This is a genomic window from Streptomyces sp. 5K101, from assembly GCF_046506645.1.
Classification (GTDB): domain Bacteria; phylum Actinomycetota; class Actinomycetes; order Streptomycetales; family Streptomycetaceae; genus Streptomyces.
In genome coordinates, this window is the sequence record NZ_JBKFFO010000008.1 from 211599 (window position 1) to 225063 (window position 13465).

12 protein-coding genes are annotated in these 13465 nt (G+C 72.9%); 5 read left to right on the plus strand and 7 right to left on the minus strand.

What is annotated here, in order from left to right; translation table 11 throughout:
* Positions 1-67: 67 nt before the first annotated feature.
* Positions 68-1684: a beta-N-acetylhexosaminidase gene (locus ACLB9X_RS17925; protein ID WP_410361373.1), complete on the plus strand. Its 1617-nt coding sequence runs from the start codon at positions 68-70 to the stop codon at positions 1682-1684.
* Between the two features lie 224 nt (positions 1685-1908).
* Here ACLB9X_RS17925 and ACLB9X_RS17930 read toward each other — a convergent pair whose 3' ends face one another.
* From ACLB9X_RS17930 to ACLB9X_RS17950, 5 genes are all read right to left on the minus strand, one after another.
* Positions 1909-2451, minus strand: a complete 543-nt coding sequence (locus ACLB9X_RS17930; RefSeq protein ID WP_410361374.1) for a hypothetical protein — start codon at positions 2449-2451, stop codon at positions 1909-1911.
* A 271-nt stretch (positions 2452-2722) separates the two neighbouring features.
* Positions 2723-3883, minus strand: coding sequence for an acyl-CoA dehydrogenase family protein (locus tag ACLB9X_RS17935; protein WP_410361375.1), 1161 nt, complete (start codon positions 3881-3883; stop codon positions 2723-2725).
* 7 nt (positions 3884-3890) lie between these two features.
* On the minus strand, positions 3891-4835 hold the full coding sequence (locus ACLB9X_RS17940) for a hydroxymethylglutaryl-CoA lyase (protein ID WP_410361376.1): 945 nt from the start codon (positions 4833-4835) through the stop codon (positions 3891-3893).
* The gene (locus ACLB9X_RS17945; RefSeq protein WP_410361377.1) at positions 4832-6793 is read right to left on the minus strand and encodes an acetyl/propionyl/methylcrotonyl-CoA carboxylase subunit alpha; all 1962 of its coding nucleotides are present in this window, start codon (positions 6791-6793) and stop codon (positions 4832-4834) included. Before ACLB9X_RS17945 ends, ACLB9X_RS17940 begins: the two co-directional genes overlap by 4 nt.
* A 13-nt stretch (positions 6794-6806) precedes the next feature.
* Positions 6807-8423, minus strand: a complete 1617-nt coding sequence (locus ACLB9X_RS17950; protein WP_410361378.1) for a carboxyl transferase domain-containing protein — start codon at positions 8421-8423, stop codon at positions 6807-6809.
* An 88-nt stretch (positions 8424-8511) separates the two neighbouring features.
* Between ACLB9X_RS17950 and ACLB9X_RS17955 the strand changes: the two genes are divergently transcribed.
* Together ACLB9X_RS17955 and ACLB9X_RS17960 are read left to right on the plus strand one after the other, a co-directional pair.
* Complete coding sequence (locus tag ACLB9X_RS17955; protein WP_410361379.1) at positions 8512-9105, plus strand: TetR/AcrR family transcriptional regulator; 594 nt, start codon at positions 8512-8514, stop codon at positions 9103-9105.
* 132 nt (positions 9106-9237) lie between these two features.
* Positions 9238-10026: a phosphatase gene (locus tag ACLB9X_RS17960; RefSeq protein WP_410361380.1), complete on the plus strand. Its 789-nt coding sequence runs from the start codon at positions 9238-9240 to the stop codon at positions 10024-10026.
* Between the two features lie 18 nt (positions 10027-10044).
* Here ACLB9X_RS17960 and ACLB9X_RS17965 read toward each other — a convergent pair whose 3' ends face one another.
* The gene (locus ACLB9X_RS17965; protein ID WP_410361381.1) at positions 10045-10338 is read right to left on the minus strand and encodes a hypothetical protein; all 294 of its coding nucleotides are present in this window, start codon (positions 10336-10338) and stop codon (positions 10045-10047) included.
* Positions 10339-10564: 226 nt separating this feature from the next.
* Here ACLB9X_RS17965 and ACLB9X_RS17970 point away from each other — a divergent pair, with 226 nt between their 5' ends.
* Together ACLB9X_RS17970 and ACLB9X_RS17975 are read left to right on the plus strand one after the other, a co-directional pair.
* A complete protein-coding gene (locus tag ACLB9X_RS17970) occupies positions 10565-11227 on the plus strand; it encodes a response regulator (RefSeq protein ID WP_410361382.1) in 663 nt (220 codons plus the stop codon).
* A 143-nt stretch (positions 11228-11370) separates the two neighbouring features.
* Positions 11371-12450 (plus strand): sensor histidine kinase, encoded by a 1080-nt coding sequence (locus tag ACLB9X_RS17975; protein ID WP_410361383.1) that lies wholly within the window; start codon positions 11371-11373, stop codon positions 12448-12450.
* A 145-nt stretch (positions 12451-12595) separates the two neighbouring features.
* On the opposite strand, the gene tesB is transcribed toward ACLB9X_RS17975, so the two are convergent.
* The gene (gene tesB, locus ACLB9X_RS17980) at positions 12596-13456 is read right to left on the minus strand and encodes an acyl-CoA thioesterase II (protein ID WP_410361384.1); all 861 of its coding nucleotides are present in this window, start codon (positions 13454-13456) and stop codon (positions 12596-12598) included.
* Positions 13457-13465 lie beyond the last annotated feature (9 nt).

Sequence of the window (13465 nt, forward strand, 5' to 3'; positions counted from 1 at the left end):
CGAGGTACGCATGGTGACAGTCCGGTTGCACTGCGCACAGTCGAGAACCCCGTCGAAGGGACCCCCTGTGAGTCAGCCCAGACCGATTCCCCGACTGCTCGGTTCGCTGTTGCTCCTCGCGGCGGCCACCTTGTCGGGCGTCGCGGCCTCCGGCCTCGCGGCCACGCCCGCCGAGGCCGCCGAGCCCACCGTCCGCCCGCTCGGCCAGACCGTCCCCGTCCCCGCCTCCGTCGAGCCCGGCGGCGCGCCGTTCGCGCTCACCGCCGCGACCCGCATCCGCACCGACGGCTCCGCCGCGGCACGCGCGGTGGGCGACCGGCTCGCCGAGGTGCTGCGCCCCTCCACCGGCTTCGCCCTGCCCGTCACCGACCGCCCCTCGGCCGGCGCCATCCGGCTGCGCCTGAGCGCCGGGGACACCACGCTCGGCGACGAGGGCTACCGGCTCCACTCGTCGCGGGACTCGCTCACCATCACCGCCCACCGCCCCGCGGGCCTCTTCCGCGGGGTGCAGACCCTGCGCCAGCAGCTGCCCTCCAGGGTGGAGAAGGACATCCGCCAGCCCGGCCCCTGGCGGGTCGCGGGCGGCACCATCACCGACAGCCCGCGCTTCGCCCACCGCGGCGCCATGCTCGACGTCTCCCGGCACTTCCTCACCGTCGACCAGGTCAAGCGCTACATCGACAACATCTCCCTCTACAAGATCAACAAGCTGCACCTGCACCTCTCCGACGACCAGGGCTGGCGCATCGCGATCGACTCCTGGCCGCGGCTGGCCACCTACGGCGGCTCCACCCAGGTCGGCGGCGGTCCGGGCGGCTACTACACCAAGGCCCAGTACAAGGAGATCCTGCGGTACGCGGCCGACCGCTACATCGAGGTCGTGCCGGAGATCGACATGCCCGGCCACACCAACGCCGCCCTCGCCTCGTACGCCGAGCTCAACTGCGACGGCGTCGCGCCGCCGCTCTACACCGGCACGGCCGTCGGGTTCAGCTCCCTGTGCGTGCCCAAGGAGGTGACATACGACTTCGTGGACGACGTCATCCGGGAGATCGCCGCCATCACGCCGGGCACGTACCTCCACATCGGCGGCGACGAGGCCCACTCCACGAGCCACGAGGACTACGTGACGTTCATGGACCGGGTGCAGCCGATCGTCGCGAAGTACGGCAAGACCGTGATCGGCTGGCACCAGCTGACCGGCGCCACGCCGGCCAAGGGCGCGCTCGCCCAGTACTGGGGCCTGGACGGCACCAGTGCCGCGGAGAAGGCGCAGGTCGCGAGGGCCGCGCAGAACGGCACCCGGCTGATCCTGTCGCCCGCCGACCGGGTCTACCTCGACATGAAGTACAACAAGGACACCGAGCTGGGCCTGTCCTGGGCCGGGTACGTGGAGGTCCGGCGCTCGTACGACTGGGACCCGGGCGCGTATCTGCCGGGCGCCCCCGAGAGCGCGATCGCCGGCGTCGAGGCGCCGCTGTGGACGGAGACGATCTCGACGAACGCGCACATCGACCACATGGCCTTCCCGCGCCTGCCCGGTGTGGCCGAGCTCGGCTGGTCGCCCGCGGCGACGCACGACTGGGAGGACTACCGGCTCCGGCTCGCGGCGCAGGGGCCGCGGATGGAGGCGCTGGGGATCGACTACTACCGCTCGACGCAGGTTCCCTGGCCGGCGGAGTAGCGGACGGCAAGAAGGGCGGGCGTCTGCCGTGGGGGTGCCCCACGGCAGACGCCCGCACCGTCCGTACGGGCCGGAGCCGCGCGCCCGGCGTCCACGCGGAATCGGGCTGCTCGCGCAGACCGTCCTCGCTCAGGCCCGGTTCCCGCAGCCGACGAACGTCACGCGCCTGCGGTCGATGAAACCGTTGGTGGTTGCTGTCCGGTGGTGGGTCTTCCCGGGCTCGGTCAGGAGACCTTCTCGGCGTTCGCGATGGCCTTGGCCAGGTCCTCGAGGATCGGCGCGCACTTGGCGTACGAGTAGACGGGCTCGGTGACGCGCGGGATGACCTGACCGGCCTTGACGGCGGGGAGCTTCGCCCAGGTCGGCTTGGACTTCTCGAGGTCCGCGGGCTGCAGCGTGCCGGTGCGGTTGTCCATCACGATGATGTCCGCGTCGTACTTGGCGGCGCTCACCGGCCTGGACATCGGGCTTGCCCTCCGCGTCCTGGTCGGGCCGAAAACGCCCTTGACCTGGATGCCGTAGTCGTACAGCGCGGCCGCGGTGCCGGTGAAGGCGACGATGTTCTTCGGGACGGACTTCGACTCCGCGGTGGTGCCGCGGTCGTCCTTGAAGGACCAGGAGCCCGCGTCCTTCGCGGAGCCGTTGCCCGAGCCGCCGCTCCCGGCGTCGTCCTTGCCGCAGGCGGCGAGTGCGACGCCCAGCCCGAGGGCGCCGCCGACGGCGAGGACGCCACGGCGAGTGAGGTGGGGTGCTCGGGCGTTGGGCATGACGATGTCCGCTTCCGTACGGCTGAATCGGCCAGGGGCCAGGCCTGAAGGTAGGTGAGCCTAACCTCAGAACCTGGCCGGGGGCCCTGCCTGTACGGCGACGCGACGGCCGTGACCGGAGTCAGTCCACCCGTGGGCGAGTGAGCCGAAGGGGCGCGCGGGTGTCGAAAGGGAGAACGCGCGGAGGTCCCGAGGAACGAGGGATCGAGCACGATCGACCGTCGACACACGCTTAAGCGCCCCGGAGGCGAACCGAGCCACAAGAGATGGGTCAGCCGCCGAGGCCCAACTCCCGGGCGATCAGCATCCGCTGGACCTCGCTCGTCCCCTCGCCGATCTCCAGGATCTTGGAGTCCCGCCACATCCGGGCGACCGGGTACTCGTTCATGAAGCCGTAGCCGCCGTGGATCTGGGTCGCCTCGCGGGCGTTGTCCACCGCCACCGTCGACGAGTACAGCTTGGCGAGCGCCGCCTCCTTCTTGAACGGCTCGCCGTGCACCAGCCGGGACGCCGCGTCGCGCCAGCCGACCCGCGCCATGTGCGCGCGCATCTCCATGTCCGCGATCTTGAACTGGATGGCCTGGTTGTCGCCGATCGGCCGCCCGAAGGCGTGGCGTTCCTTCGCGTACTTCACCGACTCGTCGACACAGCCCTGCGCCAGACCCGTCGCCAGTGCCGAGATGGCGATGCGGCCCTCGTCGAGGATGCGCAGGAACTGGGCGTAGCCCCGGCCCTCCTCGCCCAGCAGGTTGGCGAGCGGGACGCGGACGTCGGAGAACGACAGCTCGCGGGTGTCCGAGGCGTTCCACCCCACCTTGGAGTAGGGGGCGGCCACCGTGAAGCCCGGTGTGCCCGACGGGACGATGATGGACGAGATCTCGGGACGGCCGTCCGCCGTCCGCCCCGTCACGGCGGTCACCGTCACCAGGCCCGTGATGTCCGTGCCCGAGTTGGTGATGAAGCACTTGGAGCCGTTGATCACCCACTCGTCGCCGTCGCGCACGGCCGTCGTCCGGGTGCCGCCCGCGTCCGAACCGCACTCCGGCTCGGTCAGGCCGAACGCGCCCAGCAGCTCGCCCGAGCACAGTCGCGGCAGCCACTCACGCTTCTGCTCCTCGGTGCCGAAGCGGTAGACCGGCATGGCGCCCAGCGAGACGCCGGCCTCCAGGGTGATGGCCACGGATGAGTCGACGCGGGCCAGCTCCTCGAGCGCGATGCCGAGGGCGAGGTAGTCGCCGCCCATGCCGCCGTACTCCTCCGGGAACGGCAGGCCGAACAGGCCCATGCGGCCCATCTCGCGGACGATCTCGTAGGGGAACTCGTGGCGCTCGTAGAAGTCGCCGATCTTCGGCGCGATCACGTCGTGCGCGAACTCGTCGACGGTGCGGCGGAGTTCCTCGTGCTCGGCGGAGAGCCGGTGGTCCAGGGACATCAGGGAGTCACTCCTTGTGGGAGAGGGCGCGGACGGTACGGGACGGGCTGGGACGGCCCAGCTGTTCGGCCATCCACACGCTGGTGGCGGTGAGCCGGCCGAGGTCGACCCCGGTCTCGATGCCGAGGCCGTCGAGCATCCACACGAGGTCTTCGGTGGCGAGGTTTCCGGTGGCGCTCTTCGCGTACGGGCAGCCGCCGAGGCCGCCCGCCGAGGCGTCCACCGTGGTCACTCCGCACTCGAGCGCGGAGAGGGTGTTGGCGAGGGCCTGGCCGTAGGTGTCGTGGAAGTGCACCGCGATCCTGGTGCTCGGCACGCCCTCGTCGTTCAGCGCGGTGAGCAGCGCCCGCACATGGCCGGCCGTCGCCGCACCGATCGTGTCGCCGAGGCTGAGCTCGTCGCAGCCCATGTCGAGCAGGCGCCGGCACACCGCGACGACGTGGTCGACCGGGACCGGGCCCTCCCACGGGTCGCCGAAGCACATCGACAGATAGCCGCGCACCCGCAGGCCGTGCTCGACCGCCCGGGTGACGACCGGCTCGAACATGGCGAGCGCCTCGTCGACCGTGCGGTTGAGATTGGCCTTGGCGAACGACTCCGTGGCGCTGGCGAACACGGCGATCTCACGTGCGCCGAGACCCAGGGCCCGGTCCAGGCCGCGGTCGTTCGGCACGAGGACGGGCAGCCGCACCCCGGGGAGGTCGCCGACCATCGGGAACAGCTGCTCCGCGTCGGCCAGTTGGGGCACCCACTTGGGGTGGACGAAGCTCGTGGCCTCCACGGTGGTGAGCCCGGCGCCGGCCAGCCGGCGGATGAACTCCGCCTTGACCTCGACCGGGACCACCGCCTTCTCGTTCTGCAGGCCGTCGCGGGGGCCGACCTCGTGGATGCGCACCCGCGGCGGCAGGCCGGGAGCCCGCAGCGTCATCGGCAGTCCCTCGATGCCGGTCATGCCCGCGCCTCCTCGTCCGTCTTGTCCGGGGTGACCACGGCGAGCACCTGGTCCATGGCGACGGTCGAGCCCGCGGTGACGTCCAGCTCGGTGACCGTGCCGGCGTGCGGGGCGGAGATGACGTGCTCCATCTTCATCGCCTCCACGACCAGCAGGCTCTGACCGGCCGCCACCACGTCGCCCACCGCCACCTTGACGACGGTGACCGTGCCGGGCATCGGCGCGGCCAGGGTGTCCACGCCGCTGCGCGCGGTGCCGCTGAGGGCCGCCTCGACGGGGTCGTGGTCCAGCACGTGCCAGGAGTCGCCGTCCCGGCCGAGCCAGTCGCCCGCGCGGTGGAAGGTGTGCCTCACGCCGTGCACCTCGACGGCGACCGTGTCCTGCTCGACCCGGCCGGCCGCTCCGCGCCCCACGGTGTGGGTGACGGGGTCGAGCCCCGGTACGCGCAGCGAGAAGGCGAGCGGGGCCGCCTCGCCGCCCATCCGCCAGCCGCTCGGCACCGAGAACGGATCCGTCCACCCTCCGGTGGCCGGCGGTGCCAGCTCGGCGGCCCGCACGGCCGCCGCCGCCTCGTACACCTCGTCCGGCACGGTGTCGGGAACGAGGGAGTCCGCCTCCCGCTCGACCAGGCCCGTGTCCATCTCGCCGGAGACCACCGCCGGATGGGCGAGCAGCCGGCGCAGGAACCCGGCGTTGGTGGGGACGCCCAGCGTCACCGTCTGCGCGAGGGCCGCGCGCAGCTTGCGCAGCGCGGTGGCCCGGTCGGGGCCGTACGCGATGACCTTGGAGAGCATGGGGTCGTAGAGGCTGCCCACCTCCAGGCCCTCGGTCAGGCCGGAATCGGTGCGCACTCCGTCGCCCTGGGGCTCGTGGAGGCGCAGCACCGTGCCGCCGGAGGGCAGGAAGCCGCGCGAGGGGTCTTCGGCGCAGACACGCGCCTCGACCGCGTGGCCCGTGAGCGTGATGTCGTCCTGGGTGAACGGCAGTCGCTCGCCGGCCGCGACGCGCAGCTGCCACTCCACCAGGTCGAGACCCGTGACGAGCTCGGTGACGGGGTGCTCGACCTGGAGACGGGTGTTCATCTCCATGAAGTAGTACTGCGTGGGGTCGGTGCCCGGGACGATGAACTCCACCGTGCCCGCGCCCCGGTAACCGCAGGAGCGGGCCGCCTGCACGGCCGCCTCGCCCATCGCGGCCCGCGTCGCCTCGTCCAGCAGGACGGACGGCGCCTCCTCGATGATCTTCTGGTGACGGCGCTGGAGGGAGCACTCGCGCTCGCCGAGATGGACCACACGGCCGTGGCCGTCGGCCAGCACCTGGATCTCGATGTGGCGGGGGCGGTCGATCCAGCGCTCGACGAGCAGGGTGTCGTCGCCGAACGACGCGCGCGCCTCGCGCCGGGCGGCCGCGATCTCGTCGAGCAGCGCCGACTCGACGCGGGTGAGGCGCATGCCCTTGCCGCCGCCGCCCGCAGAGGGCTTGAGCAGCACCGGCATCCCGATCTGGCGGGCGGCCGCGGCCAGTTCCTCGTCGGTGAGACCGCTGCCCGAGGAGCCGGGGACGACCGGGACGCCGGCCGCGCGCACGGTCTCCTTGGCGCGGATCTTGTCGCCCATCAGCGAGATCGCGGACGCGGGCGGGCCGATGAAGACCAGGCCGGCCTCGGCGCACGCCTGGGCGAAGCCCGCGTTCTCCGCGAGGAAGCCGTAGCCGGGGTGGACGGCCTGGGCGCCGGTGCGCACGGCCGCGTCCAGCAGGCGGTCGATCGACAGGTAGCTCGCGGCGGCCGGCGCGGGCCCGATGCGCACGGCGGTGTCCGCCTCGCGCACATGGCGGGCACCGGCGTCCGCGTCGCTGAACACGGCCACGGAGCGCACGCCGAGGGACCGCAGGGTGCGGATCACGCGTACCGCGATCTCGCCGCGGTTGGCGACCAGAACGGTGTCGAACATCGTCATCGTGGAAGGTCCCTCACATCCGGAAGACGCCGAAGCCGGGCTCGCCCAGCGGGGCGTTGGCACACGCGGTCAGGGCAAGACCCAGCACCTGGCGGGTGTCCATCGGGTCGATCACGCCGTCGTCCCACAGGCGGGCCGTCGCGTAGTAGGCATTGCCCTGCTGTTCGTACTGGGCGCGGATCGGGTCCTTGAAGGTCTCCTCCTCCTCGGCGGACCACTGCTCGCCGCGGCCCTCCAGCTGGTCGCGCTTGACCGTGGCCAGCACGGACGCGGCCTGCTCGCCGCCCATCACCGAGATCTTGGCGTTGGGCCACATCCACAGGAAGCGGGGGCCGTAGGCCCGGCCGCACATCGAGTAGTTGCCCGCGCCGTACGAACCGCCGACGACCACCGTCAGCTTGGGCACGCGTGTGCACGCCACGGCCGTGACCATCTTGGCGCCGTGCTTGGCGATGCCGCCGGCCTCGTAATCCTTGCCGACCATGAAGCCGGAGATGTTCTGCAGGAAGAGCAGGGGGATGCCGCGCTGGTCGCACAGCTCGATGAAGTGGGCGCCCTTCTGGGCGGACTCGGCGAACAGGATGCCGTTGTTGGCGACGATGCCGACCGGGTGGCCGTGGATCCGGGCGAAGCCGGTGACCAGCGTCTGCCCGAACTCCGACTTGAACTCCGCGAACCGGGAGCCGTCCGTGATCCGGGCGATCACCTCGCGCACGTCGTAGGGCGTGCGCGAGTCGACGGGGACCGCGCCGTACAGCCCGGCCGGGTCGGCCTTGGGCTCCTCGGCCGGCTCGACGGACCACGGGAGCGGCCCGCGCTCCGGCAGGGTCGCGACGATGTTCCGCACGATCCGCAGCGCGTGGGCGTCGTCCTCGGCGAGGTGGTCGGTGACGCCGGAGATCCGCGAGTGGACCTCGCCGCCGCCGAGCTCCTCGGCGGTGACGACCTCGCCGGTCGCGGCCTTCACGAGCGGCGGGCCGCCGAGGAAGATCGTGCCCTGATTGCGCACGATCACGGCCTCGTCGCTCATGGCGGGCACATACGCCCCGCCCGCGGTGCAGGAGCCGAGCACCGCGGCGATCTGGGGGATGCCCGCGCCGGACATGCGCGCCTGGTTGTAGAAGATCCGGCCGAAGTGCTCGCGGTCGGGGAAGACCTCGTCCTGCATCGGCAGGAACGCGCCGCCGGAGTCGACCAGATACACGCAGGGAAGCCGGTTCTCCAGGGCCACTTCCTGGGCACGCAGGTGCTTCTTGACCGTCATGGGGTAGTACGTGCCGCCCTTGACGGTGGCGTCATTGGCCACGACGACGACCTCACGGCCGCTGACCCGCCCGATCCCGGCGATCACCCCGGCCGCCGGCGCCTGCCCGTCGTACATCCCCTCCGCGGCCAGGGGCGCGAGCTCCAGGAACGGCGAGCCGGGGTCGAGAAGGGTGTCCACGCGGTCGCGGGGGAGCAGCTTCCCGCGCGCGGTGTGGCGGGCGCGCGCCTTCTCGCCGCCGCCGAGGCGGGCCGCCGCCAGGCGTGCGCGCAGACCGTCGGCGAGCTCCTGGTGTGCCGCCTCGTTGGCCTGCCAGGCCTCGGACGCCGGGTCGGCGGCGGTCGCCAGCACTGGTGCCTGCTGCATTGCTCGAGCTCCCTTGCTCGGTTAATGAGCGTTAACGTGTTGCTCCAAGGTTAACGACCGCTAACAGCCCTGTCTAGAATGAATTCCCATGAGCACCAGGACCTCGGCCCCGACGCGCCGCGAGCAGATCCTCAAGGAGGCCGCGCGCCTCTTCGCCGAGCGCGGCTTCCACGGCGTGGGCGTCGACGAGATAGGGGCCGCGGTGGGCATCAGCGGACCCGGTCTCTACCGCCACTTCCCCGGCAAGGACGCGATGCTCGCGGAGCTGCTCGTGGGGATCAGCGAACGGCTCCTGAGCGGTGGCCGGCTGCGGGTCGAGGAGGCGTCGGCGGGCCCGGACGCGGTCCTGGAGTCCCTGATCGACGGCCACATCGACTTCGCGCTCGACGACCGCCCGCTGATCACTCTGCACGACCGCGAGCTGGACCGCCTGCGGGACAGCGACCGCAAGCTGGTCCGCCAGCTGCAGCGCCAGTACGTGGAGCTGTGGGTGGCCGTGGTGCGCGAGCTGCACCCGGCCGTCGCGGAGTCCGAGGCGCGGGCCGCCGTCCACGCGGTGTTCGGCCTGCTCAACTCGACGCCCCACCTCGGGGCGAACGGGGGAGGCCCGCTGGGCCGCGCGGCCACCGAGTCGCTCCTGCGGCGGCTGGCGCACGGGGCGTTCGCGTCCCTGGGCGGCTGAGGGCCCCCGTCTCGGGGCGCGGCCGCTGAGGGGCCGGCGGCCTCCGGCCGGCCGGCCGATGTGCGGCGGGCCGCCGCGTCCGCTGGACAAGACGGTGGGTACGCTCCGCGCACCCCACGGCACAATGGGCTCATGCCGATACCCAGCCGCGCCGCGCTTGTCGACCACCTCGTCCGCTCACGTATCGCCGGAGACGTCGCCACCCCCCGCGACAACAACCTCTCCCACTACCGCAAGCTCGCCAACGGCGACCGGCACTACTGGCTGGGGCTGGAGCTCGGCGACCGCTGGAGCGACGAGCAGGACGTGCTGGCGGTCATGGCCGAGCGGTGCGGCGTCAGCGACGACCCGGAGCACCGGCAGGGCCAGGACACCATCGACCCGGAGCTGACGGTCGACGCACTGGAGCGCATGGCCGCGCGCCTGCGCAAGGCCGCCGACGCGCAGGAGCGCGTGCTGTTCGCGACCGGGCACCCCGGCGGCCTGCTGGACGTGCACCGGCAGACCGCCGAGGCGCTGCGGGCCGCCGGATGCGAGATCGTACGGATCCCCGGCGGGCTGATGGCCGACGAGGGGATGGTGTTCCAGTTCGCCGACGTCGCCATGCTGGAGCGCGGCGCGACTCTGTGGCACACCCACTCGCCCGCGCCGATGGCCGCGATCCTCGACGGTCTCGCGCGCGAGGGCCGGCCGCTGCCGGACCTGGTCGTGGCCGACCACGGCTGGGCGGGCTGCGCGGGACAGCGCGGCATCGACGCCGTCGGCTACGCGGACTGCAACGACCCGGCCCTGTTCATCGGCGAGGCCGAGGGCACCCTCCAGGTGACGGTCCCGCTGGACGACCACGTGACCGACCCGCGCTTCTACGACCCGATGACGGCCTACCTGCTGGACGCGGCCGGGCTGGGCCCGGCAGAGTGACGCCCGGCCGGCCGGCCCTCAGTCGCGCCAGGTGCCGCGCACGACGCCGTACGTACCGCCGAGCAGCATGAGCATGAGTGCGCCCCGCACCGCGAGCCCCAGACAGTGCCGGACTCCGCCGGGGAGGCCGGCGGACCAGTCACGGAGGACCATGAGGAGCACCACGGACCCCACGATCAGCGTCCCCCCGCCGACGGTCCACAGCGCCCGTGCGGCGGGTGACGCCGTCGCCCACCCGGTGGTGCCGGCCGCGTCGTACGACGACGGGTCGTCGTACGACGGTTCCTCCTCGGCCGGCGGCTGAGCGCTCACGGTGTCCGTTTCCTTTGACGGTCCCGGTGCGCCGCCCGGGCAGGCGTGGTCCCGGGGGGTGGTCGACCCCCGGGGATCCGCGAGGACGCTTGTGGCGTCCCGGGGCAGTGACCGCGAGCCGCCCCGCGCGTGTGGGGCGCGCGGGGATGCCCGGCGGGTACTGCCTAGGATCTGCATCCAGACTCCCAGCACCCGCTGCCGCATCGCTCAGACCACAGGACGACCTTTGCCCTACGACTTGAGGCCGGTGCGTGTCCTCGTCGTCGACGACGAGGAACTCGTGCGCGCCGCACTCCAGCAGGTTCTCGGCTCGGCCGACGGCGTGAGCGTCGTCGGGACGTGCGACGGCCCGTACGCCGTCGACGCCGTGCGCGACCTCGCACCCGACCTCGTCCTCCTGGACATCGACATGCCGTCCGCGCACGGCTTCGACGTGCTGCGCGCCCTGAAGGCACTGCCCCGGCCGCCCGCCGTCGCGATGCTGACCGCCCTCGACACCGCGGCCGACGTGGAACACGCGCTGCGCGAGGGCGCGTCGGGCTTCCTGCTCAAGACCACCGAGCCGCGGATGTTCACCGAGGCGGTGCGGCTGCTCGCGGCGGGCGGCGTGGTCTGCACCCCGTCCGGCAGCGCGGAGGCGCTCTCCCGGTACGCGGCCGCGGCGCCGGCGCCCGCCCCCTGTGTCCCCGAAGCCCTCGACCATCTCACGGCCCGCGAACGGGACGTCCTGGCCCTGATCGCGGCGGGCCTGTCCAACGCCGACATCGCGACCCATCTCGGCATGGGGGTGACCACGGTCAAGACCCACATCGGCGCGCTCAAACGGAAGCTGTCGGTCGACAGCCGGGTCGCGCTGGCGACCGTGGTCCACCGGTCGGTCGGGCCATGAGCGGGCGCGAGAGCGTGGCTCGCACGGGGGCCGACCGTCTCCGGTCGGACCGTCCGGCCTGTCTGGATCGTCCGGGGTTCGTGCATCGCGCGCTCGGCCGTCTGCGGAACTGGCGCAGACACAGCGGGCCCGGGTGGACGACCGTGGCCGTCGAGGCTCTGGTCGTGGTCTCCGCCGTCTCCGAGGCGCTGGCCACCATGCAGTGGCTGCCCGCCTGGGCGCTCTGGGCCACGCCGGGCGTGGCGTGTGTGCTTCCGTTGCGGCGGCGCTTCCCGCGCGCCGTCATGCTCCTCACCCTGCCCACCCTGGCCACCGGCCAGCTGTGGATTCCGGCGATGGCGGCGCTGCACGCCGTCGCGGCGTCCGAGCGGCGCCGCAGCGAGGTCGTCGCCTCGTCGGCGGCCGTGGCCGTCGTCTCGTTCGTGCCGTGGCAGAACATGGACGACTATCCGTGGACCCTCCCCGACGTCACCCTCGGGCTCCTGCTCTCGGGCCTGCTGGCCGTGGCGCCCGCCGCCCTGGGCCTCCTCGGCCGCGCCCGCCGCGAACTGGCGGCCCGCCTCGCCGAACTGGCACTGTCCCGGGAGCGCGAGCGCCTGTACGCCGCCGAACAGGCCGCGCTGCGGGAACGGGAACGGCTCGCCCGCGACGTGCACGACACCGCGGCCCACCACCTGAGCCTGATCAGCCTGCGGTCGTCGGTGCTCGCCGCGTCCGTGGAGTCCCCCGCCGGCCGGCAGGAAGCGGAGACGCTCGGCGAGCTGGCCCGGCGGGCCGCGGCCGACCTGCGCCGGACGATCCGGCGCCCGAGCCAGGGCCTCGCGCAGCTCCCGGAGCTCGTCGAGGCGGCCGGCGCCGGTGTACGGGCCGAGCTGGACCGGCTGGAGGCGGCCGACTGCCCGCCGGAGGTCCAGCACGCGGCGTACCGGATCGTGCAGGAGGGGCTGGCGAACGTCCGCCGTCACGCGCCGGGGGCCGAGGCCACGGTCGTGGTCCGCCGTACGGAGGACGGCCTGCGCATCGCCGTCCACAACACCCGGCCCACCGGACCGTCCCGCACGGGCCCCGACCGCGGTGGACAGGGCCTGCCGGGACTGCGCACCCGCGTGGCGGCCCTGGGCGGCACGCTGTCCACGGGCTTGACACCCGACGGCGGCTACGCACTCGACGCGCTGCTGCCGGTGGCCGACTCGGCCGGCGCGTCGACGGCCCAGGGCACCTGAGACGCCTGAGACGTCTGAAAAAGGTGCCCTTGCCCGGCGGTCAACCAGAGAGCCGGAGTTACCCGGAGGTGCGCTTCCCTACGGTTCGCGGCTGCGCCGCCTTCACCGCGCACGTCCCGGCCGCCTGAGCGGCCGGGGTGTCACGTCAGCGGGGGACGCGGACCACGCCCTCCTGGATGACCGAGATCGCGAGCCGTCCCTCCTGCGTGTAGATGCGCGCCTGCCCCAGGCCCCGGCCGCCGGACGCGGACGGCGACTGCTGGTCGTACAGCAGCCATTCGTCCGCGCGGAACGGCCGGTGGAACCACATCGCGTGGTCCAGTGACGCGCCCACGACGTCGCCGACCGCCCAGCCGCCCCGCCCGTGCGCGAGGAGCACAGAGTCGAGCAGCGTCATGTCGGAGACATAGGTGGCGAGGCAGACGTGGAGGAGCGGATCGTCGGCCAGCTTGCCGTTCGTGCGGAACCAGACCTGCGAGCGCGGTTCGCGCGGCTCGCCGACGCTGCCCCACGGGGGCGTGTCCGCGTAGCGCAGGTCCACGGCGGCGCGGGCCTCGACCAGCCGCTCGGCGACCTCGGCCGGCAGGTGCCGCGGCAGCATCTCGGCGGCCGTCGGCAGCGACTCGGGGTCCGGTGCCGCCGGCATGTCCGCCTGGTGCTCCAGCCCCTCCTCGGGCACCTGGAAGGACGCCGACAGGTGGAAGATCGGCTGCCCGTGCTGGATCGCGACGACCCGGCGGGTCGTGAACGACCGGCCGTCCCGGATGCGGTCGACCGTGTAGACGATCGGCGCACCGGGGTCGCCCATGCGCAGGAAGTACGAGTGCAGGGAGTGCGCGGTGCGGTCGGCGGGGACGGTGCGGCCCGCGGCGACGAGCGCCTGGGCCGCGACCTGCCCGCCGAAGACACGCGGGACCAGGGCGGAACGCGAGCTGCCCCGGAAGATGTTCTGCTCGATCTGCTCCAGGTCGAGCAGATCGAGCAGTTCGTCGAGTGCTGGGCTCATGGGGTGAAG